Source organism: Bradyrhizobium sp. WSM4873 (assembly GCF_055811355.1).
This window is the reverse complement of the sequence record NZ_JBVVPS010000008.1, coordinates 133,179-155,506: the sequence shown is the minus strand read 5'-3', so window position 1 is coordinate 155,506 and position 22,328 is coordinate 133,179. Positions and strand designations below refer to the sequence as shown.

Annotated in this window: 20 protein-coding genes; 4 read left to right on the top strand and 16 right to left on the bottom strand. The window is 64.6% G+C overall.

The annotated features are described in order from the left end of the window. The 11 genes from ybeY to murJ form a co-directional block, all read right to left on the bottom strand. The gene (ybeY, locus tag AC0L21_RS14215) at nucleotides 1–510 is read right to left on the bottom strand and encodes an rRNA maturation RNase YbeY (RefSeq protein ID WP_007598322.1); all 510 of its coding nucleotides are present in this window, start codon (nucleotides 508–510) and stop codon (nucleotides 1–3) included. Between the two features lie 61 nt (nucleotides 511–571). Beyond that, nucleotides 572–1,630, bottom strand: coding sequence for a PhoH family protein (locus AC0L21_RS14210; protein WP_219678884.1), 1,059 nt, complete (start codon nucleotides 1,628–1,630; stop codon nucleotides 572–574). 4 nt (nucleotides 1,631–1,634) lie between these two features. Continuing rightward, entirely contained in the window at nucleotides 1,635–3,023 is a 1,389-nt protein-coding gene (miaB, locus tag AC0L21_RS14205) for a tRNA (N6-isopentenyl adenosine(37)-C2)-methylthiotransferase MiaB (protein ID WP_473262444.1), read from the bottom strand. A 192-nt stretch (nucleotides 3,024–3,215) separates the two neighbouring features. Further along, nucleotides 3,216–3,896, bottom strand: coding sequence for an HAD family hydrolase (locus tag AC0L21_RS14200; protein ID WP_473262442.1), 681 nt, complete (start codon nucleotides 3,894–3,896; stop codon nucleotides 3,216–3,218). Next, nucleotides 3,897–4,352 carry a Fur family transcriptional regulator gene (locus tag AC0L21_RS14195; RefSeq protein ID WP_007598312.1) on the bottom strand — a complete coding sequence of 152 codons (456 nt, stop codon included), beginning with the start codon at nucleotides 4,350–4,352 and terminating at the stop codon, nucleotides 3,897–3,899. Between the two features lie 38 nt (nucleotides 4,353–4,390). Further along, nucleotides 4,391–4,876 (bottom strand): ribosomal protein S18-alanine N-acetyltransferase, encoded by a 486-nt coding sequence (rimI, locus tag AC0L21_RS14190; protein ID WP_473262440.1) that lies wholly within the window; start codon nucleotides 4,874–4,876, stop codon nucleotides 4,391–4,393. Continuing rightward, complete coding sequence (gene tsaB, locus AC0L21_RS14185; RefSeq protein ID WP_473262438.1) at nucleotides 4,873–5,568, bottom strand: tRNA (adenosine(37)-N6)-threonylcarbamoyltransferase complex dimerization subunit type 1 TsaB; 696 nt, start codon at nucleotides 5,566–5,568, stop codon at nucleotides 4,873–4,875. The genes rimI and tsaB overlap by 4 nt, the downstream gene beginning before the upstream one ends. Nucleotides 5,569–5,641: 73 nt before the next feature. After that, nucleotides 5,642–6,211 (bottom strand): NifU family protein, encoded by a 570-nt coding sequence (locus AC0L21_RS14180; RefSeq protein WP_473262434.1) that lies wholly within the window; start codon nucleotides 6,209–6,211, stop codon nucleotides 5,642–5,644. A gap of 173 nt (nucleotides 6,212–6,384) precedes the next feature. Then, a complete protein-coding gene (locus AC0L21_RS14175) occupies nucleotides 6,385–6,879 on the bottom strand; it encodes a universal stress protein (protein ID WP_007598307.1) in 495 nt (164 codons plus the stop codon). Between the two features lie 107 nt (nucleotides 6,880–6,986). Beyond that, on the bottom strand, nucleotides 6,987–8,039 hold the full coding sequence (trpS, locus tag AC0L21_RS14170; protein ID WP_106943789.1) for a tryptophan--tRNA ligase: 1,053 nt from the start codon (nucleotides 8,037–8,039) through the stop codon (nucleotides 6,987–6,989). A 73-nt stretch (nucleotides 8,040–8,112) separates the two neighbouring features. Beyond that, nucleotides 8,113–9,663: a murein biosynthesis integral membrane protein MurJ gene (murJ, locus tag AC0L21_RS14165; protein WP_473262429.1), complete on the bottom strand. Its 1,551-nt coding sequence runs from the start codon at nucleotides 9,661–9,663 to the stop codon at nucleotides 8,113–8,115. A 125-nt stretch (nucleotides 9,664–9,788) separates the two neighbouring features. On the opposite strand from murJ, the gene AC0L21_RS14160 reads away from it, so the two are divergent. Beyond that, complete coding sequence (locus AC0L21_RS14160; protein WP_473262425.1) at nucleotides 9,789–10,790, top strand: adenosine kinase; 1,002 nt, start codon at nucleotides 9,789–9,791, stop codon at nucleotides 10,788–10,790. A 133-nt stretch (nucleotides 10,791–10,923) separates the two neighbouring features. On the opposite strand, the gene AC0L21_RS14155 is transcribed toward AC0L21_RS14160, so the two are convergent. Both AC0L21_RS14155 and AC0L21_RS14150 read right to left on the bottom strand, forming a co-directional pair. Further along, nucleotides 10,924–12,618, bottom strand: a complete 1,695-nt coding sequence (locus AC0L21_RS14155; RefSeq protein ID WP_473262422.1) for an AMP-binding protein — start codon at nucleotides 12,616–12,618, stop codon at nucleotides 10,924–10,926. Nucleotides 12,619–12,697: 79 nt separating this feature from the next. Continuing rightward, the gene (locus AC0L21_RS14150; protein WP_473262420.1) at nucleotides 12,698–13,891 is read right to left on the bottom strand and encodes a serine hydrolase domain-containing protein; all 1,194 of its coding nucleotides are present in this window, start codon (nucleotides 13,889–13,891) and stop codon (nucleotides 12,698–12,700) included. Nucleotides 13,892–14,236: 345 nt separating this feature from the next. On the opposite strand from AC0L21_RS14150, the gene AC0L21_RS14145 reads away from it, so the two are divergent. Both AC0L21_RS14145 and AC0L21_RS14140 read left to right on the top strand, forming a co-directional pair. Continuing rightward, nucleotides 14,237–14,557, top strand: a complete 321-nt coding sequence (locus tag AC0L21_RS14145; RefSeq protein WP_027566114.1) for a hypothetical protein — start codon at nucleotides 14,237–14,239, stop codon at nucleotides 14,555–14,557. A 121-nt stretch (nucleotides 14,558–14,678) separates the two neighbouring features. Then, nucleotides 14,679–16,172, top strand: coding sequence for an NAD-dependent succinate-semialdehyde dehydrogenase (locus AC0L21_RS14140; RefSeq protein ID WP_473262416.1), 1,494 nt, complete (start codon nucleotides 14,679–14,681; stop codon nucleotides 16,170–16,172). 257 nt (nucleotides 16,173–16,429) lie between these two features. Here the strand turns inward: AC0L21_RS14140 and AC0L21_RS14135 are convergent, their stop codons facing one another. The 3 genes from AC0L21_RS14135 to AC0L21_RS14125 all read right to left on the bottom strand — a co-directional run bounded on the left by AC0L21_RS14135 (nucleotide 16,430) and on the right by AC0L21_RS14125 (nucleotide 20,897). Further along, nucleotides 16,430–18,646, bottom strand: coding sequence for an SLC26A/SulP transporter family protein (locus AC0L21_RS14135; protein WP_473262534.1), 2,217 nt, complete (start codon nucleotides 18,644–18,646; stop codon nucleotides 16,430–16,432). Between the two features lie 341 nt (nucleotides 18,647–18,987). Beyond that, entirely contained in the window at nucleotides 18,988–19,902 is a 915-nt protein-coding gene (locus tag AC0L21_RS14130; protein WP_473262414.1) for a phosphoribosylaminoimidazolesuccinocarboxamide synthase, read from the bottom strand. Nucleotides 19,903–19,979: 77 nt separating this feature from the next. Beyond that, entirely contained in the window at nucleotides 19,980–20,897 is a 918-nt protein-coding gene (locus AC0L21_RS14125) for a pirin family protein (RefSeq protein ID WP_473262411.1), read from the bottom strand. Nucleotides 20,898–21,165: 268 nt separating this feature from the next. Here AC0L21_RS14125 and AC0L21_RS14120 point away from each other — a divergent pair, with 268 nt between their 5' ends. Then, complete coding sequence (locus tag AC0L21_RS14120; RefSeq protein ID WP_473262409.1) at nucleotides 21,166–22,227, top strand: AraC family transcriptional regulator; 1,062 nt, start codon at nucleotides 21,166–21,168, stop codon at nucleotides 22,225–22,227. Nucleotides 22,228–22,328 lie beyond the last annotated feature (101 nt).

The window sequence follows — 22,328 nt, the reverse complement described above, 5'->3', positions numbered from 1 at the left end:
TCAATGCGTCCCTGGGCGGTCGGCATAGGGGTCGGGAATGCCGAGATGAGCCAGGATCTCTCGTTCGAGCGCTTCCATTTCCTCGGCGTCGTCTTCGTTTTCGTGGTCGTAGCCGACCAGATGCAGGAAACCGTGCACGGCGAGATGGCTCAAATGATGATCGAAAGGCTTTTGTTCCTCGTCCGCCTCACGTCGCATGGTCTCGTAGGCGATCGCGATGTCGCCGAGCATGCGCGGGGCATCGCCCGGTTTCCATTCGCCTTCCGGCTGTAGCGCGGGAAACGACAGCACGTTGGTCGGCTTGTCGATGCCGCGCCAGTTGCTGTTCAGCGTACGGATGCCGGCATCATCGGTCAGCATTACCGCCACTTCCGCCTCCGCAACGTCTTCGTCGACATTCTCGGCGGCGGCCGCCACGGCGCGCTGGATCACGGCTTCGGATTCGGGCTCCCGCTGCCAGCAATCGGCGACGACGAGGACCTCGGTGATGGGAAGGTTGGGGTGTGACATTGTCCTTGTTCCGAACGAAGGGGCGTCGTGTCCGCGCCCATATGGTCCGGTTGCTGCCTCGTCAGGATTTACCGGCGGCCGGCCGCTGCGGCGCCCCTTCGTAGGCGGAGACGATCCGCGCCACGAGTTCGTGGCGGATCACGTCTTCGGCCTTGAAATGAACTTGCGCAATACCTTCGACGCCGCTCAGCAGGCGCGTCGCCTCGGCGAGGCCCGAGGTCTGGCCGTTCGGCAAGTCGATCTGCGAGGGATCGCCCGTGACGATCATGCGGCTGTTCTCGCCAAGGCGGGTCAAAAACATCTTCATCTGCATCGACGTGGTGTTCTGCGCCTCGTCCAGGATGATGGCCGCGTTGGTCAGCGTGCGGCCGCGCATGAAGGCGAGCGGCGCGATCTCGATCTCGCCGGTCTGCAGCGCGCGCTCGACGATGCGCGCGTCCATCAGGTCATAGAGCGCGTCGTAGATCGGGCGAAGATAAGGATCGACCTTCTCGCGGAGATCGCCGGGCAAAAAGCCGAGCCGCTCGCCGGCTTCTACCGCCGGGCGGGACAGGATGATCTTGTCGACCTCCTTGCGCTCGAACAGTTGCGCGGCATGCGCGACCGCGAGCCAGGTCTTGCCGGTACCGGCGGGGCCAATGCCGAACACCAGCTCGTGGCGCTTCAGCGCGCGGATGTAGGAATCCTGCGCCGCCGTGCGCGCACGCACCGGGCGCTTGCGCAGATTGATGCTGTCGAAGGTGGATTTGGCCGACTTGGCGTCGAACTCGAACAGCGAGCCCTGCGCGATCACGGCACGGATCGCGCCCTCGACCTCGCCTTGGTCGAGATCCTGCCCTTTCACGGCCTGGGCGTAGAGCGTCTCCAGCACGCGGCGCGCGGCATCGCAGCCGTCGCGCGAGCCGCCAATCGTGATGTGGTTGCCCTTGGAATCGACGACGACGCCGAGCCGCCGTTCGATCTGTGCCAGATGCTGGCCGTAAGGGCCGACCAGCGCCGACGCGGCACGGTTGTCGTCGAAGTCGATGACGACCTGGGTCTCGGGCGGAACCTGCATGTCGCGGTCAAATTTGCGGCTGGGAGCGATGGAAGAAGACGAATCCGATGCGCTTTTGGGCAAGGGTTCAGGCTCCAGTGGCGATGGGCGATAAAGCGGGCTCGTGCGCCATGGCGAGCTCACCGAGGAAGCTGTAGCGTTCAAGGCTGTCGATCCGGACCGGCAGGATTTGTCCGATGATGTCGGGCGAGGCCATCACATGCGCGGGCTGGAGGAAGGCGGTGCGGCCGACGATCTGGCCGTCCTTGCGGGCCGGACGCTCGAACAGCACATCGACCGTTGAGCCAATCGCGGCCTTGTTGAAGGCCGATTGCTGGCTGTCGATCAGTTCCTGGAGCCGCTCCAATCGCTGGTCCATCTCGGAGGGGGACACCGTCTCCTGCATGTCCGCGGCCGGCGTTCCCGGCCGGGCGGAGTATTTGAACGAATATGCTGCAGCGTAGCCGATTTGCGTGACAAGCGCGAGGGTGGCGAGAAAATCTTGCTCAGTCTCGCCCGGGAAGCCGACAATAAAATCTGATGAGAAAGCAATGTCTTGGCGTGCGGACCGGAAACGGTCGATGACATCAAGATAATCATCGGCGGTATGTTTCCGGTTCATGGCGGCCAGAATCCGGTCCGAGCCCGACTGCACCGGCAGGTGCACGAACGGCATCAGCGCGCCGAGATCGCGATGGGCTGCAATCAGACTGTCGTCGACATCGCTGGGATGGCTGGTCGAATAGCGCAGCCGCGCGATGCCCGGGAGCGCCGCGAGGTGCTCCAGCAGCCTGCCGAGTGGCCAGCTTTTTCCGTCCGGCCCCTCGCCGTGATAGGCGTTGACGTTCTGTCCGATCAGCGTGAGCTCGCGGACGCCGTTCTCAGCGAGCCGCTTCACGTCGTCGACGATCTTTGCCACCGGCCGGGAGACTTCCGAGCCACGCGTGTAAGGCACGACGCAGAAGGTGCAGAACTTGTCGCAGCCTTCCTGCACCGTGACGAAAGCGGAAATGCCGCGGGCGCGGATCGCGCCGGGCTTGGGCTGGGCGAGGAAGCCGAACTTGTCCTGGGCTGGGAATTCGGTCTCGATGGCGCGACCTTCATTGCCGGCGCGCTTCAACAGTTGCGGCAAATGATGATAGCTCTGCGGTCCCACCACGACGTCGACCGCGGGTGCACGGCGCACGATCTCCTCGCCTTCGGCCTGTGCCACGCAGCCCGCGACCGCGATCTGCATGGTGCGCCCATCACGCGCGGCGGCGTCCTTGGCGACGCGCAGGCGGCCGAGCTCCGAATAGACCTTTTCCGAGGCCTTCTCGCGGATATGGCAGGTATTGAGGATGACGAGATCGGCGTCATCAGCGCTGGCCGTCTCCACGAATCCTTCCGGGGCCAGCGTGTCCACCATGCGCTGGGCATCGTAGACGTTCATCTGGCAGCCATATGATTTGATGTGCAGCTTGCGCGGCGGCGTCATGGAACCCGGAAATGAGGTGGGAGGACCGCCCTCAGATATAGGCTGGGAAGGCGGAAATCCAGCGATTGGGGGTCTTTTCGGTCGTCATTCCCTGACGCGACGCAGTCGCGAATCCGGAATCCAGAGGTTTTGGCACGAGATTCCGGGTTCGCTGCCGGCGCATCGCCCCGGAATGACGCCGGGAGGAGGGATTCAGCCCGTCAGGGTCTCCGCCGCGACCCGCCGGACCAGCTCCGGTAATTGCCGCATATCGTCGAACGTCAATCCGGCCCCGGCGGCCCGTAGTCTTTCAGCGTGGCCCGGCGGGCAATGGCTGCCACCGTGAAACCCCAGCACGGTCATCCCGGCGGCCTGCGCGCCGGTCACCCCGGGGACGCTGTCCTCGATCACGAGGCACCGCTCCGGCGCGACTTTCATCTGCACGGCGGCGAACAGAAAAAGATCGGGCGCGGGCTTGCCGCGTGCGACCTGGCTCGCCGAAAAGATGTTCGGAGCGAGCAGATCGTAGAGACCGGCGCAGGTCAGGCCGTGATGGATCTTCTCCGGCGTGCCGCTCGACGCAACGCATTTGGGCAAATCGATTGCACCAATCGCTGCGGCCACATGGGTGATCGGCTGCAAATCGCTGGCATAGAATTGCAGCGTCGCCGCATTCACTTGGCTCTCGAGATCATCGGGAAGATTGCGGCCGATCTCCTGTTCGACCATTCGCCGTGCGTCCTTCTCGGATACGCCGAGAAAGCGGACCAGCACCTGCTCCGATGTGATCGGATAGCCGTGCCTGGACAGCACATCAGCATGCGCGCGACAGGAGATCACCTCGCTGTCCACGAGCACGCCGTCGCAATCGAAGATGACGAGATCGATCGCCACTTAGCTTGTGGGTTTGTCGTCGTCGAGCGGGACGCAATAGAGTTCGAGCCGATGATCGACCAGCTTGTAGCCGAGCTTGCGGGCGATCTCCGCCTGAAGCTTCTCGATCTCCTCGGAGGTGAACTCGATCACCTTGCCGTCGCGCAGGTTGATGAGATGGTCGTGATGGCTGTCGCGCATCTGCTCGTAGCGCGCGCGGCCTTCGCGGAAATCATGGCGCTCGATGATGCCCGCATCCTCGAACAGCTTGACTGTCCGATACACGGTCGAGATCGAGATCTTGTCGTCGACGGCGACACAGCGGCGGTACAGTTCCTCGACATCGGGATGATCGACCGCCTCCGCGAGCACGCGGGCGATGACACGGCGCTGCTCGGTCATGCGCATGCCGGTGGCGGCACAGCGCGCCTCGATGCCGGACGCTTTGGAAGCGGGGGAAGGTTTAAGACCAGTCATGTGATGTCCGCCTGACGGGGCGCTTTCTGCCATCAATGTTACGACAAGTCACGTCGCATCAGAAGTGCGTTCAATTGTTCCCCGTTCGGCTGCTTATAGTAGCGTTCGCGGCGTCCGACCACCATGAATCCGGTTCGGTCGTAGAGCCGCCGCGCCGGCTGGTTATTTTCCTCGACCTCGAGAAATATTGTGCGCACACCGCGTCCTGCCAGGTGGCCGAGATGGGTCATCAGCAGCGTGCGAGAGAGGCCGCGGCCGCGATGGGCCTGGTCGACCGCGATCGAGAGGATTTCCGCTTCGTCCGCGCCGATCCGCGACACCGCGAAGCCGACGATCTTGCGGCCGAGGCGCAACCGGTGCACCAGCGTGTTGCGCTCGCTGAGCATGCTCTCGAACTCGCCTTCGCCCCAACCGCGCGCGAAGGAGGCGCCGTGGAGCTGCGCGAGCCGTGCGACGTCGCGCGCGACAGCCGGCTCGACGACGGGCGTCCCGCCGCGCCACCATTCCGAGAACCATTTCATCATGAGCTTGCGGCTTGTGCTGCAAGCGGCAGTTGTGCAGACGGCTTGGCGTCGGGCGCCCGCAGATAGAACGGCCGCGCCGGATTTGTTGCGGGATCGGCCGCGGCGCCAAGCCAGGCGACCCAGCCGATGTCGGGCGCGGGCTGCGCGTCCACCGCGACCGGCTGCGGCATGTCTTTCGGCCAGCGCTCGGCGAGAATCTTCGCGGCATTGCCGACCAGATGCGGCGCGCCGAATTGTGACGCCGCGATCGCTTCGTCGACGGGAGCGACGCCCGGCCGCACCAGCTGACTGCCGTCACCGGCCACGATCTGGAAATAGACGTGGTCGTGCCGCGCGTCGATCGCCGAGATCACCGGCGCCGCTCCGCTCTGGCCGACGACGGCGGCGGCATAGGCCGACAAGGTGGTCAGGCCGACGGCGGGCCGCTTCGCAGCAAGCGCAAGGCCGCGGGCCGCCGAAATGCCGACGCGCAGGCCGGTGAAACTTCCGGGGCCCATGGTGACAGCGATGCGGTCGAGCGCGGTGAAGGCGAGATTGGCTGACTGCATCACGCGCGCGATCATCGGCATCAGCGCTTCGGCGTGGCCGCGCTTCATCAGAAGCTGCTCCTGCGCGAGGAGTTGGCCGGAATCGGTGTCGAGAACGGCAACCGCGCACGCTTCCAGCGCGGTATCGAGGGCGAGGATCAGCATGAAACGTTCATAGCATCATCCCGGTCGTCATGGCCGGGCTTGACCCGGCCATCCACGACTTTGCGGCCCCAGCCTACATCGGCCGGACTTCGACCACGTCGGGGACGAAGTGCTTGAGCAGGTTCTGGATGCCGTGCTGGAGCGTCGCGGTCGATGACGGGCAGCCGGCGCAGGAGCCCTTCATGTTGAGATAGACGATACCGTCCTTGAAGCCGCGGAAAGTGATGTCGCCGCCGTCATTGGCGACCGCCGGGCGCACGCGGGTCTCGATCAGATCCTTGATCATGTCGACCGTCTCGGCATCGGCCTCGTCGAAGAATTCGTCCTCGTCGTCGAGATCGGCATCGCTCGCGGCAGCACCGTCGGCGAGCAGCGGCGCGCCGGACATGTAGTGCTCCATGATGGCGCCGAGGATCGCGGGCTTGAGCTGTTGCCATTCACCGTTCGCCTTGGTCACGGTGATGAAGTCGGATCCGTAGAACACGCCGGTGACGCCGGGGACTTCGAACAGTTTTTCGGCAAGCGGCGAGCGTGCGGCCGATTCGCGGCTGGCAAATTCCATCGGACCGCCGTCGACCACGACGCGGCCGGGAATGAACTTCAGCGTGGCGGGATTGGGAGTGGCTTCGGTTTGAATGAACATGGTTTTCTCCAGACGTCGCCGGTTCAAGGCCGGCGCGTGCTCTATCCACTAGCAGATAGCGACGGCGAACGCACGGTCAAGGGGTAAGTTGGCCGTTCACCTGTTATATCAGCGGGTTAAGGTGCCCGCTTCTCCCTCTCCCGGCCAACGAGGCGAGGCGAAAGAGCGGCAGTCTAGGATAGCGAATCCACGCTCTGGTCGCTCAGCGCGCCGGAAATGACCGTCACCGGCACCGGGAACGTGCCCAGCGCGTGCGCGAGCAGCGAGACCAATGGGCCCGGGCCTTCCGCGCCCGGGTTCGCGGCGAGCACCAGCATGGCGATATCGGGGTCCTCGTCGATCACCGCCAGCAGCTGTTCCATCGCAGCACCTTCGCGGATCACCCGTTCCGGCGTGATCGCGGCGATGCCGTTGGCGCGGCCGGCGGCACGGTCGAGCGCGGCTTCTGCCGCCTCCTGCGCTTCGGCGCGCATGATGTCGGCAACTCCAAGCCATTCCTGGCTCTGCTGCTCGGGCTCGATGATGCGGAGCATCACCACGCCGCCGCCGGCGCGGATCGCCCAGCGGCTGGCGTAATAGACCGCGCGATCCCATTCGGCGGTGTCGTCGACGATGACGAGGCATTTGGGCTTGTGACCCGGCTCGAAGCAAAGTCGCTTGCTGGTCATGCATGTCCCGGAATGTGCGCGGCTGACATGCTGCCACACTCCATCGTGCTTGGGGAGAGCAGAAGCGGCCGGCGCGGTGGCGTCGGCCGCGTTTTCGCGAACGCGCCTCAGCGCCGGCGGATGAAGCCCACGATGTCCTTCGAGAGCTTCATGGTCTCGTCGGCGATCGCACGCGCCCGGTCGGCGCCGTCGTTCAGGATCGCGTCGATATGGCCGGGGTCGGCGACGAGGCGCTTCATCTCGCCGGCGATCGGCGCGAGTTTGGTGACGCACAAATCCACCAGCGCGTTCTTGAAGCTGGAGAACTGGCCGCCGCCGAAATCCCTGAGCACGTCGGCCTTGGAGCGGCCGGAGAGCGCGGCGAAGATACCGACGAGATTGTCGGCCTCGGGGCGCGCTTCCAGACCCTTCTCCTCGGTCGGTAGCGGCTCGGGATCGGTCTTGGCCTTGCGCACCTTCTGCGCGATGGTATCGGCGTCGTCGGTCAGATTGATGCGCGAATTGTCGGACGCGTCCGACTTCGACATCTTCTTGGTGCCGTCGCGCAAGCTCATCACGCGCGTGGCCGGGCCCGTGATCAACGGTTCCGGCAGCGGGAAGAACAGGCCGTCATTGGCGCCCTGGCTGCGGATCGAGTCAGCGAAGTCATTGTTGAACTTTTGCGCAATGTCGCGCGAGAGCTCGAGATGCTGCTTCTGGTCCTCGCCGACCGGCACGTGGGTGGCGCGGTAGAGTAGAATGTCGGCCGCCATCAGCACGGGATAGTCGAACAGCCCGACGGACGCGTTCTCGCGGTCCTTGCCGGCCTTCTCCTTGAACTGGGTCATGCGGCCCAGCCAGCCCATGCGCGCGACGCAGTTGAAGATCCAGGCGAGCTCGGCGTGGCCCGAGACCTGGCTCTGGTTGAACACGATGTGCTTGCTCGGATCGATACCGCTGGCGATGAACGCCGCGGTGACCTCGCGGGTGTTGCGCGCGAGCTCGACCGGTCCACCCCAGACGTCCACCCCCTGCGTGATCGCGTGCATGTCGACGACGCAATAGATGCAGTTGTGGGTTTCCTGCATCTTCACGAAGTTGACGATCGCGCCGAGGTAATTGCCGAGGTGCAGATTGCCCGTCGGCTGGACGCCCGAAAAAACCCGTTCAACGAATGCCATGGCAGCTTTCCTGCAAGATACGGGGCGTCGTTTCCAACAGCGGCGCTGCCCCGTCAAGGGTATTTCGCTAACCTCAGGCGCCGGGATCGGGCTGGGCGGGGCGCTTCAAGGCACCGGCCGCCTCGCGCCAGGACGCGACGCGGAGGATTTGCAGGAGCAAGCCATAGACGACGATTCCGGCGGCGATCTGTGAGCCCAGCGCAATGAAGCGGATCAGCCCGTGGGCCTGTGAAGGCAAGAGGGCTGCGGTCAGCCACAGCAGGCCACCCATGAACAGCGCGGCGAGCACGATTCGCGGCAGCCGGTTGCGGGCGCCGGCATCGACCGAGAAGCCGAATTCACGCGTGCCTTTCCTGAGGAGCGAGATCGCACTGCTCCAGGCGCCGGCGGCAATGCTGGCGGCGATCCCGCTCGCGCCGAAGAAATGACCGAGCAGGACCGCGAGCGCGACCGCGACCACGAACCCTTTCGCGGTCGCAAGCAGCGGCGTCATCGTGTCGCCGCGGGCAAAATAGGCCGGGGACAGCGCCTTGATCAGCACATGCGCCGGCAGGCCCAGCGCCAGCCACATCAGTGCATGCGCCGTGGCCCCGCTGTCCTCCGCGCCAAAGGCGCCGTGTTCGAACAGCAGCCGCACGATCTGCTCCGCCAGCACGATCAAGCCGAGCGTCGCCGGCAACGCCAACCCGGTCGCGAGTTCCAGCGCGCGCGATTCCGCATGCGCAACCGCATCACGGTCGCCGCTCCTCACCGCGCGCGTCAGCTCCGGCACCAGCACCGTACCCATGGCGACGCCGACAATGCCGAGCGGCAGCTCGATCAGGCGGTTGGCGAAATAGAGCCAGGAGACCGCGGCCGGCGTGGTCGAGGCGATGATCGCGCCGGCCACCATCAGCCATTGCGGGCCGGAGCTCGCGATCATGCCCGGGATCGCCTTGGCGAAGAAGCCGCGCATATCCTTGTCGAAGCTCACGCGCAGCGGTGTCGCCAGACGCGCACTTCGCTGCGACAGCAGCATCAGGAGCTGCAACAAGCCGGCGATGCCGACGGCGGCCGCCAGCATCCACGCGGCGAAGGTTGCATCGGCATGCCCCAGCAGGAGTGCCGCTATCGCGGCGATCAGGGCGATGTTGAACAGCAGCGGCGAGAACGCGGTGAGTGCAAAGTGTCCCTGCGCGTTGAGCAGGCCCATCAATACCGTGACGGGTCCCGCGAAGGCCAGATAAGGCAGCATCAGGCGCGCATTCTGGATGGCGAGATCGAGCGATGCGCTGCCGACGAAGCCCGGCGCGATGATCATGATGATCAGCGGCATCAGCAGTGCAATCACGATCGAGATCGCGATTAGGCCCGCGCTGACCGTACCCAGCACGCGTCCCGCGAACGCCGCCGCAGCCGCCTCGCCATCGCGGTCTCGAACGCGCAGCCAGGCCGGGATCAGCGCCGCATTCAGGGCCCCCTCGCTGAGCAGGCGCCGCACCACGTTGACGAGCTGAAATGCCGCCAGAAACGCGTCCGCCACGGCACCGGTGCCGAGCAGCGCCGCGATCAGGGAATCGCGTGCAAAGCCCAGCAGCCGTGAAGCCAGTGTCCCCGTCGAGACGGTCAGGAAGGAGCGGATCATCGGAACTGCATAATACCGTTGCTTGCCCGCGAAGGGCCGGCCGTGATAGGCCGCGAGCCAGATTTCAGACCGACAGGAAGCGGATTTCCGCGGGTATCGCAATCCGCCAAACAGGATCAAGGTGAATGGCTGACGTGAAATATGACGTTCTCGGCATCGGCAACGCGCTGTTCGACGTGCTGGTCAAGACCGATGAAGCCTTTCTGGGCAAGCACGGCATGACCAAGGGCAGCATGTCCCTGATCGACGAGGCGCGGGCCGCCGCCATCTACAAGGACATGGGCCCGGCGACGGAAGTTTCCGGCGGTTCGGCCGCCAATACCATCGTCGGCATCGGCAGCCTCGGGGCGCGCGCCGCCTACGTCGGCAAGGTCAAGGACGACCAGATTGGGAAGCTCTACGTCCACGACATCCGCGCGGCCGGCGTCGCCTTCAATACGCCCGCGGCGAAGGACGGCCCTGCGACCGGCTGCTCCTACATCCTGGTGACCGACGACGGCGAGCGCACCATGAACACCTATCTCGGCGCCGCGCAGGATTTGTCGCCCGCCGACATCGACCCGGCCGAGATCGCCGCGGCCGGCATCGTCTACCTCGAGGGCTATCTCTGGGATCCCAAGAACGCCAAGGACGCCTTCGTCAAGGCGGCCAAGATCGCCCATGATGCCAAGCGCAAGGTGGCGCTGACATTGTCGGATTCCTTCTGCGTCGATCGTTATCGCGACGAATTCCTGGGGCTGATGCGCAACGGCACCGTCGATATCGTGTTCGCCAACGAGTCCGAGCTGCATTCGCTCTACCAAACCTCGGATTTCGACACCGCACTCAAGCAGCTGCGCAACGACGTCAATCTCGGCGTGGTCACCCGCAGCGAGAAAGGCTGCGTGGTGGTGACGCCAACTGACGCAGTCGCAGCGCCGGCGTCTCCGATCGCGAAACTCGTGGACACCACCGGCGCCGGCGACCTCTTCGCCGCCGGCTTCCTGTTCGGCCTGGCGCGCAACCTGCCGTTCAAGCAGTGCGGCGAACTCGGCGCGCTCGCAGCCGCCGAAGTAATCCAGCACATCGGCGCGCGTCCCCAGGTGTCGCTGAAGGAGCTCGCCGGGCAGCGCGGCCTGACGGTTTAAGGTGGAATAGCCTCGTCCTCGCTGTCATCGCCCGGCCAAGCCGGGCGATCCAGTACTCCGAGACGGGTGTGGTTCAATCGAGAGGCTCCGGCGTACTGGATTCCCCGCCTTCGCGGGGAATGACAGATGCGGCTCACGCAGTCTTCGCGGCTTTCAACCCAAGCCGTTGCTCCACCTCGTCGCGCATCAGGAATTTCTGGATCTTTCCGGTCACGGTCATCGGAAACTCGTCGACGAATTCCACGTAACGCGGAATCTTGTTGTGGGCGATCTGGCCGTCGCAGAAGGCGCGCACCTCTTCCATCGTCAGCGTCTCGCCGGACCTGACGCGGATCCAGGCGCAGAGCTCCTCGCCGTAGCGGGTATCCGCAACGCCGAAGATCTGCACGTCCTGAATCTTGGGATGGCGATAGAGAAATTCCTCGATCTCGCGGGGATAGAGGTTCTCGCCACCGCGGATCACCATGTCCTTGATGCGGCCGACGATGTTGCAATAACCCTCGTCGTCGATAACGGCTATGTCGCCGGTATGCATCCAGCCGTTGGCGTCGAGCACATCCGCGGTCTTCTCCGGCTCCTCCCAATAGCCCAGCATTACGCTGTAGCCGCGGGTGCAGAGCTCGCCCCGTTCGCCGCGCTTGACGATCTTGCCGCCGAGATCGACGACCTTGACCTCGACATGCGGATGGATTCGTCCGACCGTCGAGACGCGGCGGTCGAGCGGATCGTCGACGGCGCTCTGGAAGCTGACCGGGCTCGTCTCGGTCATGCCATAGGCAATCGTGACCTCGCCCATGTTCATCTCGCTATTGACGCGCTTCATCACTTCGATCGGGCAGGGAGCACCGGCCATGATGCCGGTGCGCAGCGATGTCAGATCGAAGTTTGAGAATTCGGCGTGGTCGAGTTCGGCGATGAACATCGTCGGCACACCGTACAGCGCAGTGCATTTTTCCTGCTCGATCGTCCGCAGCGTCGCGAGCGGATCGAACCCCTCGCCGGGATAGACCATCGTCGCGCCGAGCGTGACGGAGGCGAGGTTGCCCATGACCATGCCGAAGCAATGATAGAGCGGCACCGGAATGCAGATGCGGTCCGCTTCGGTCAGGCGCATGGCGCGGCCGACGAAATAGCCATTGTTGAGAATGTTGTGATGGGTCAGCGTCACGCCCTTGGGCGATCCCGTCGTTCCGCTGGTGAACTGGATGTTGACGGCATCGTCGAATTGCAGGGAGGCACCGAGCGCGGCGAGCTGTTCGCGATGCGGGGTTCCACCCATGCCGGCGACCTCCTCGAACGGGATCGTGCCCGGGCAGGCGGGGCCGCCGATCTGGATCACGATGCGCAAGGCCGGCAGCCGCGCGGCGCGCAATTGCCCGGGCCTGGCGCTCGCAAGCTCCGGCAACAGCGTGTTGAGCATGTCCATGTAGTTGCTGGTCTTGAACGCCGTCGCGGTGACGATGGCGCTGCATCCGACCTTGTGCAGCGCGAATTCCAACTCGCTCAGCCGGTAGGCCGGATTGATCGTCACCAGGATGAGACCGGCCTTGGCGGCAGCGAACTGGGTCAGCGTCCATTCCGGCCGGTTCAGCGACCAGATGCCGATCCGTGCGCCGCGTTCGAGACCGAGCGCAACAAAGCCGGCGGCGAGCGCGTCGACCCGCGCGGCAAACTCCGTCCATGTCCATCTCACGCCGTGGCTGGGCGAGACCAGCGCCTCGCGATCGCCCCAGCGGCGCGCGGCCTGATCGAGGCTGCGCCCGATGGTGTCGCCGAGCAGCGGCGTGTCGGAGATGCCGCAAACGTAACTGTCGGCTTTGTCTGCCAAGATCGTGTCCTCCAGTCAGGTGCGTGGACGGCCGGGACAACAAGCCCGGCCGTCACGCGTCGTGAGAGCTAGGCGCGCCTCAGGCCGCTTTCTGCCCGCTGCCGGCATCGAGCCCGGCATAGACGCCGCGCTCGAAGCCGGCAAAAGCCTCGAGACATTTTGCGTCGGCGAACGGCAGCAGCTGCATCAGGATCACGCCGGTGACGTCGCGCGCCGGGTCGATCCAGTAGTAGGTGTTGGCGAGGCCCGCCCAGGCGAGGCTGCCCGCGCTGCGGCCCTCGGCGGTCTTGGCGGTGTTGATCATGAAGCTGAGGCCCCACTTCTTCACCTGCTCCGGATAGAGATCGACGTCATTGGTGTACATCGGCGCCGCCGTGGTCATCTTGCCCATGGCGAGATCGCCGATGTGGTTCTGCCCCATCGTCGCGATGGTCTCGGCCTTCAGAACCTGATTGCCGTTGCCGCGGCCCTTGTTCAGGATCATCTGGGTAAACTTGATGTAGTCGGCCGCGGTCGAATAAAGGCCGCCCCCACCCATGTGGAATTCGGGCTCCTGCTCGAGCTCGAACGGGATCGCAGCGAGCTGGCCATCCTCGCCGCGCGCATGCATGCCGACCAGGCGCTTGCGCATGTCGGCAGTGATCTTGAAAGCGGTATCGCTCATGCCGAGCGGTGCGAACAGATTGTCGCGCAGATAGGCATCGAGACGCTTGCCGCTGACGGCTTCCACGGCCTTGCCGACGAAATCGATATTGGTGCCGTATTCCCAGCGCGTGCCGGGGTCGGTCATAATGGGCGTCTTCAACGCCGCGTTCTGACATGTGGTGATGGCGGGGATGCCGTTCTTGTCCAGATAGACCGCGAGATCGCCATTCCACATGTTGTAGCAGAAGCCTGCGGTGTGGGTCATGAGCTGACGCAGCGTGATCGGCCCCTTGGCCGGCCGCAGCTTGGCCTCGCCCTTGGCATCGAAACCTTCGAGCACCTGCGGCTTGGCGAGATCGGGCAACACCTCGCCGATCGGCGCATCCAGCGACAGCTTGCCTTGCTCGACGAGCTGCATCGCGCCGGCTGATGTCACCGCTTTCGTCATCGATGCGATCCAGAACACGCTATCGGCAGTCATAGCATCCGGCTTGGACAGGTCGCGTTTGCCGAACGCGCCCTGATACAGCACGTCGGTACCGTTGGAGGCGATGGCGACGACACCGGGAATCTCCTTGGCCTCGCTCTTCTGGCGCAGAATCTGGTCGATCTCAGCTTTGCCTTGCATACGCGTTTCCTCCGGTTTGATTATTGTTGGAAGCGATCGATTGTCCTCCCGCGTGCGCCGCGCGGCAAGCACATCCGCATACCTGCCGCGGTCGCGATGTCGTGACTTGACGGTCGGCTCCCCGCGCACGACGACAATGCGCTGAACTGCAACACTCCGTCACAATCTGCGGTGGATGGCCGCAGCAGCCGTGACCGTGGATGGGCGCTGGCGTTATGTTTCGACTGTTTGAAGCACTTGAAACATTTTGTGAGCTGCGGCGTTCAGCTCTCGGCCGATCCACGGCCAACGTTAAGACTTGATGCAAATTTCGTGGCCGCCCACCGGCCGCGAGGGGGACCTCAAATGATTTCGACCTGGAGCGAATGGAAGCGCTATCCCCGTCCCGGACGGGGCGAGAATCTCGAGGCGCCGATCTCGCCCGGCATCTATGAGGTTCGCATCGCCGGCACCGGCGCGCTCTATTCGTTTGGCGCGGTCGACAATCTGGCGCAGGCGCTGGCGCTATTGCCGGTCGGTTCAAAGTCCTGGTTCGGCCGCCGCAACGCGTCGGACGTCCCCGATCTCGAATATCGGACCTGCGCGACCTCCTCGAAGGCCGACGCCAAGGCCGCCGCCGAGCGCATGATCGGGCGGCGCGAGACCTATCTGAGCGGCGCGGCGTAAGTCCGCCGCTCCGAGCCTGGCTCCCAGCAGATGTGCGTTGCGGGACGGTGCATTGCGCGCCGCCTCTCCCTATATTCCGGCCGAACCGGAACAGCCCGCAAGACCCCGCAGGAGTGACCCCATGACCCCGACCGCCGCCGCACGTGCTCAGCACGCCACCTCCAATCTGCGCGACCGGCTGAAGGACCCGTCGCTTCTGAAGGAGGCCTGCTACATCGACGGCGCCTGGGTCGGCTCGCCGGTCTTCGCCGTCAACAATCCCGCGACCGGCGTCGAGCTGGCAAAGGTTCCGCAGCTTTCGGCCGATGACGCCACCAGGGCGGTCGAGGCCGCCGAGCGCGCGTTCCCTGCCTGGGCCAAGCACACCGCCAAGCAGCGCTCCAATATCTTGCGCAAATGGTTCGATCTGATCATTGCCAATCGCGAGGACCTCGCGCTGATCCTCACCTCCGAGCAGGGCAAGCCGCTCGCCGAAGCGCTCGGCGAGGTCGACATCGGCGGCGCCTATGTCGAGTTCTTCGCCGAGGAAGCCCGCCGCGTCTATGGCGAGACCATCCCGACCCAGCGGCCCGACGCGCGCTTGCTCGCGATCAAGCAGCCGATCGGCGTCTGCGGCGCGATTACGCCGTGGAATTTCCCGAACTCGATGATCACACGAAAGGTTTCGCCGGCGCTTGCGGCCGGGTGCACCGTGGTGCTGAAGCCCGCCAATGAAACGCCGCTGTCGGCGCTGGCGCTTGCCGCGCTCGCGGAGAAGGCCGGCGTGCCCAATGGTGTGTTCAACATCATCACCGGCGATGCCGCGCCGATCGGCAAGGTGCTGTGCGAGCATCCGGCCGTGCGTTTCGTCGGCTTCACCGGCTCCACTGCCGTCGGCAAGATCCTCTACCAGCAGGCCTCCGTCGGCGTGAAGCGGCTCGGCCTCGAGCTCGGCGGCAACGCGCCGTTCGTGGTGTTCGACGACGCCGACATCGATGCCGCGGTCGAAGGCGCGATCGTCTCGAAATACCGCAACATGGGCCAGACCTGCGTCTGCGCCAACCGCATCTACGCCCAGGACAAGATCTACGACGAATTCGTGCAGAAGCTGTCGAAGAAGGTCGCGGCGATGAAGATCGGCGACGGCACCGAGAGCGGCGTCACGCAGGGCCCGCTGATCAATTTGAAAGCGGTCGACAAGGTCGAACGCCACATTGCGGACGCCGTCAAGCGCGGCGCCAAGGTCGTCACCGGCGGCAAGCGCAGCGAGCTCGGGCGCTCGTTCTTCGAGCCGACCGTGCTCTCCGACGTCAAGCCGGACTCGCTGGTGGCGCAGGAGGAAACCTTCGGCCCGCTCGCACCGGTGATCCGCTTCAAGGACGAGGCCGACGTGATCGCGATGTGCAACGCCTCGCCGTTCGGGCTCGCCTCCTACTTCTACTCCCGCGATCTCGGCCGCGTCTGGCGCGTCGCCGAAGCGCTGGAGTCGGGCATGGTCGGCGTCAACACCGGCCTGATCACCACCGAAGTCGCGCCCTTCGGCGGGGTCAAGGAAAGCGGCCTCGGCCGCGAAGGCTCGCATCACGGCATGGAAGAATATGTCGAGATCAAATACGTGATGATGGCGGGGGTTTAAGCCGCGCTATTTCTTGGTCGTCCTGGCGAAAGCCAGGACCCATTACCCCAGGGCGGGGTTGCGGCGCGAAGCTGGTAACCACGAGTCGTCGCGAGAACTATGGCCGGTGGCTATGGGTCCTGGCTTTCGCCAGGACGACATCGGAGTATGTGGCAGGCTAGCGGCGTAGCCCGGATGGAGCGAAGCGCAATCCGGGGCCTCTGTCGTTTGTGGCACGATCCCGGATTGCGCTTCGCTCCATCCGGGCTACGCGCCAATCACCGCCTCAGCACCGCGATCGTTCGGTTCGCAAAGGTCAGCCGCTCCGCCATGACCGACACGAAATAGGTCAGCAGCTTGTGGCTGAGCTCCGGATCCTCGGTCTTGATGGCGTCGAACTGGTGCGTATTCAGCACATAGAGCACGCTGTCGACTTCGGCCTGGATGGTGGCGCTGCGCGGTGTCTGTGACACCAGCCCCATCTCGCCGATCGTGGTGTAACGGCCGAGGCTGCGCACGCGCGTGCTGCGGTCGTCATCGGCCGGAATCATGATGCCGACCCGGCCGTCGAGGATGAAATGCATGGAATCGGCGGGATCGCCGGCCTGCACGATGACCTCGCCGGCTTCGACCTCGATGCGCTGGCAGCGGCGGATCAGCTCGTCGGCACCATCCTCGCTGCCGAGCATTCGCGTGAACCAGTCGCGGAGGCTGGCTTCTTCCTGCGCCAGCTCCTGATGCTGCGAGATGAGCTTGTTCTCGCACCATTCCAGCGCGTGATCGAGCTCGGGGATGATGGTGACGCCCTCGCCGACGAAGTCGCTGGAGCGCAGCACCTTCTCGGCAGCGACCGACAGATGAACCAGGATCAGCTCGACGCCGAGTTCGCCAGCACTGCGCTTGATCTGGGCAAAGCTATAGGCAGCCGATGAATCGACGCCGGTGACGAGCTTGAAGTCAAACAGCAGATAGCGGCATTCGGGGCGTTCCTGCAGCAGCTGCTTGACGTGCTGATAGAGCCGGTTGGCGGAGCCGAAGAACAGATAGCTCTGGAGATTGAGGCCGCGGATCTTGCCGCCATGGGCCAGCAGCACCTCCTGGTCGTCGCGCGAGCGATCGAGCGAGGAGCGGTACTCCGAGCCATCGAAACTGTACTTGATCGACTCCACCCGCGCGGCGCTGAACGCAAACGTCGCGCAGCCGATGATGACGCCGATCAGGATGCCCGGCACGAAACCCCAGGCCACGATGATCGCGATGATGGCGATCAGCGACAGATATTCCAGCTTCGACAGCCGCTTGCGCGACTCGATGATCCATTTGTGCAGCTGGTCGGCGCCGAGATAGAGCAACAGGCCGCCGAGCACGAATTTGGGGATGAAGCCGAGCAGCTCGGGTGCGACGGCGAGCACCAGCAGCGACAGCGCCGAGGCCGTGAGGCCTGACAGGCGCCCGCGCCCGCCGCTGGAGAAATTGAGCATCGAGCGGCTGGTCGAGCTGCAGCCGGCGTAGCCGCCCAGCAGGCCGGTCAGGATATTGGCGGCGCCGGTGACGTTCAGCTCACACTCCAGATTGGCTTCGCGATGCGTGGCCACTTCGATGCCGGTGGTGTTGAACAGCGTACTGGAGGCCGTGACGAAGATGACCGCGACGACGTTGCCGAGCAGGTCCGGGATGGCAAACCAGGGATAGCGGGCGAGATCGTCGGTATGCCAGGGCAGCACGAAGACCGCCTGTGGTGGGGACTGAAAGGTCCAGCCCAATGTGTGCGCCTCATCGAAGGAAACGCCGGTGATCCAGAACGCCAGATGCGCGGTGAGCACGCCGCCGACCAGGATGATCGGCAGTCCGAACGGGCTGCGCGAGCGGTGCCAGGTGAGATACAGCACCAGCGCCATCGCGCAGGCGGCACCCAGCTCCAGCAGGATGGTGCGGTCGGCGAAGTGCGGCAGCGTCGCGAATTGCAGCGGGTGATCGGTGATCACCCGGACCGAACCCATGACGATGAGAAGTCCGGTTGCACCGAGGAAGCCGCCGACCACCGGATAAGGCACGTAGCGGATGGCGCGGCCAAGCCGCGTCAGGCCCAGCCCACACAGCACCAAGCCTGTCAGCATCGTCGACAGGCCGAGCGTGATCAGGATCGGTGACAGCAACGGCGCTGACAGGTGCGCCGTCTCGATGCGTTCGACCACCGAGGCCGCCAGGATACCCGTCACCGCGGCGGTCGAGCTGTCGGGGGCTGCAATCGCGAAGGGCAGGGAGCTGCCGAGGCCGACGACGGCCGCAAGCACGGCGGAGCTGACGAAAGTGGCCGTGATGCCGTAGGACAGATAGGGCGACAACGGCCCCGCGAAGATCAGCAGCGAGTAGGACAGTCCGAACGTGACGGTCAGGACGCTGGCGGCGCTCCCGCCCAATATATCATTCAGCGCGCGCTTCAGGGCCGGATTGAGCCCGGTCGACGGAGTGAAGCCAATTGCGGGATCGGTCACGCCGTGACACTCGCTCATGAAAATTCCTGTTCGAGACGTAGACGACTGCGAGCCTAGCGCAACAGGATTCTTGCGATTATGAGGTATCCGACAGTTCCATCCACGGCGTGTGAATGGCCAATCATGCCCGGGGAGAGAGGAAAACCGAAGCGCCTGCCATTCGGTGTCGTCCTGGCGAAAGCCAGGACCCATTTCCCGAGGGGGCAGTTTGGCGAAGGCTGTGCATTCGGGACTTGCACCGATCGATAGACCTCGCGCTATGGGTCCTGGCTTTCGCCAGGACGACACCGCGGAGGCATCGAGCCGGTTGGCAATGACGGAGCGAGAGGCGCCGACTGGGGCTAGATCTTCAAATCCTGCCCCGTCACGCGTCGATACGCTTCAAAATACCGCTTGCTGGTCGCGTCCACCACGCTTGCCGGCAACGGCGGCGGCGGGGCGTCGCCGTTCCAGCGACCGGCGCGGCGTTCGACGTCGAGATAGTCGCGCAAGGGCTGCTTGTCGAAGCTCGCTTGCGGCTGGCCCGGCTTGTAGGCGTCGACGGCCCAGAAGCGCGAACTATCCGGCGTCATGACTTCGTCGATCAGGATGATGCGGCCGTCCTTGTCGCGGCCGAATTCGAACTTGGTGTCGGCGATGATGATGCCCTGCTCGCGGGCGAGCTCCTCGCCGAGCGTGTAGATCGCGCGCGTCATGCTCTCGAGCGTGTAGGCCGTCTCGTCGCCGACGACCTCGCGCATCTTCGCGATGGTGATGTTCTCGTCATGGCCGGTCTCGGCCTTGGTCGCCGGGCTGAAGATCGAAGGCTCCAGCTTCTCGCTCTCGACGAGGCCCGCCTTCAGCTTCTCGCCGGCCAGCGTGCCGCTGGCTGCATATTCCTTCCAGGCCGAGCCCGAGAGGTAACCGCGGATCACGCATTCGATCGGAAACACCGTGGTGCGGCGGCAGAGCATGGCGCGGCCGAGAATTTCGGCGCGATGCGGCTTCAAGGCCGGCACGGCGGCGATGATCTCGTCGGTGTCGGCGCTGATCATGTGATGCGGCACCACGCCTTCGAGTTCGTTGAACCAGAACGCGCTGATTTGCGTCAGCACCGCGCCCTTCATCGGAATGGTCTCGCCCATCACGACGTCGAAGGCGCTGATGCGGTCGGTGGTGACGAGCAGCAGGCGGTCGTCGTCGATGGCGTAGATATCGCGCACCTTGCCGCGCCCGATCTTGGGCAGCGGCAGGTCGCTGGAGAGCATGGCGGTCATCGGCAGAACTTTCGGAGCAAGGCCTTGCGACAGGACATCCGGCCGCGCCTGATCGCGCGACCGGAAACCGGGATAGCCTATTCCGGCAGCGGAATGAACTCATGTTCCTGCGGAACTGCGGCGAAGCGGCCGGTTTTCCAGTCCTGCTTGGCCTGCTCGATCCGCTCCTTGCTGGAGGAGACGAAATTCCACCAGATGTGGCGCGGGCCTTCCAGGGCGTCGCCGCCCAGAAACATCATCCGCGTGGCCTTGAGCGCCTTCACCGTGATGCGGTCGCCCGGGCGGAAGATCAGCAGCCGTGGCCCCTCGTAGCGCTCGTTCGCGATCTCTACCTCGCCGTCGACGACGTAGATCGCGCGCTCCTCGTGATCGGGATCGAGCGGCACGGTGGCGCCCGCGACCGCCGTGACCTCGGTGTAGAACCAGGGCGAGACCATCGAAACAGGCGAGGTGACGCCGAAGGACGAGCCCGCGATTACCTTCGCCGTGAAGTCGCGCTCGGTGACCATCGGCAAGTCACCCGCGCCGTAGTGCTGGAACGACGGCGCGATCTCTTCCGACCCTGCCGGCAGCGCGATCCAGCTTTGCAAGCCCAGCATCTTCTGCCCCGAGGCGCGCTGCACATCCGGCGTGCGCTCGGAATGCGCGATGCCGCGGCCGGCTGTCATCAAATTCATCGCGCCGGGCTGGATCTCCTGGATGTTGCCCTCGCTGTCGCGATGCATGATCGCGCCGTCAAACAGATAGGTGACGGTGGCAAGCCCGATATGCGGGTGCGGCCGCACGTCCATGCCCTTGCCGGAGACGAATTGCACCGGCCCGAAATGGTCGAAGAAGATGAAGGGTCCGACCATCTGCCGCTTGCCATGCGGCAATGCGCGCCGCACCGCGAAGCCGTCGCCGAGATCGCGCGTGCGCGGCACGATGACAAGATCGAGCGCATCGCAGGACATGGGATCGCCGAGCACGGGATCGTTCGAGGGTTGCCAGCTCATGGTGGACTCCTTTTGGCTTTTTCGAGCTAAATCGTAGCAGGATTTCGTGCGGCCGTCGCGGCTAAGCCCGGGCCACATACTCCGCCGTCATCGCCCGCGAAAGCGGACGATCTAGTACGCCGCGGCCACTCGGTTCAATCATGGCCGTCTCGGCGTACTGGATCGTCCGGTCAAGCCGGACGATGACAGCCGTGGTGCGGATGGTGCTTGAAAAAATCAATCCGACGGACGATGTTCGGCTCGCCCATACCAATGGCCACAGCATCTGATGACGTCAGCCGCCCTTGAACTCGCATTCCGCGCCGCTTCTGTGGCGTTGCTATTAGTGCTGGCGGCATCGCTTGTCAGCGATTTCCGCAATGTGCTGGCAGCCCGGCTCGGCGCGGCCTTTGCGCTCGGCTCGGCCGCGCATGCCGCGAGCTATTCCGTCGGAATATCGTCGCTGGTCCCGGCATGGCATGCGCCGCTGATTGCACTCTCGACCGGCAATATCGTTGTGTTCTGGCTGTTCACGCGCGCGCTGTTCGACGATGAGTTCCGCCTGCGCCGGTGGCACGGATTGACCTGGGGGTTGGTGACAGCGTTCAGCTTCGTCAGCTGTCTCTGGATCGCACCCGGCGGACATGTCCGGCTCGTCGTCACCTCGGTGAACCTGATCGTGCTCGGCTTCATTGCGCTCGCGATCATGCAGACGATCGGCTCATGGTCGGCCGATCTGGTCGAGCGCCGCCGCCGTGTTCGCGTCTTCATCGTCTGTGCTGCCGCGCTCTATGGCGGATTGAACGCGCTGCTCCAGATCCTCGTCGTCGGCAGTGACATCGGCGACGTCGCCAACACCATCAATACCGGCGTGCTCGCCAGTATTGTCGCGGTCATCGCTTATGCGATGATGCGCGTCGATGGCGCCGATCTGTTTCCGGCCGCCACGGAGGTTGCGCCGGCGATCGCGGCGAGCCCGCCTGTGGGCGAGGGCGCCGCCGACCAAAAGCTCATCGACGCCCTGATGCGGCTGATGGCGGACGAACGGATCTATCGCCAGGAGAACATCAGCATCGGCGTGCTGGCGGGCCGGCTGCAAATTCCCGAATACCGGCTGCGCCGGCTGATCAACCAGGGGCTCGGCTACCGCAATTTCAATGTGTTCCTGAACAATCACCGGATCGAGGAGGCCAAGGCCGCGCTGGCCGATCCCGCCCAGGCCGAGGTCCCCGTCATCACCATCGCGATGGATTCCGGCTTCCAGTCGCTCGGCCCTTTCAACCGCGCCTTCAAGGCCGTGACCGGCGTGACGCCGACGGAATACCGGCGGCTCAAGGTGAATGCCGTCTGATCTTTAGTGCACTGTATTATCTAGGTTATTTTGGAATCGGCGAGCATTTCGCGGGATTCAGCTACGCCGTTTTCCAAATCCGGCGAGCGGGCAGGGCGTGA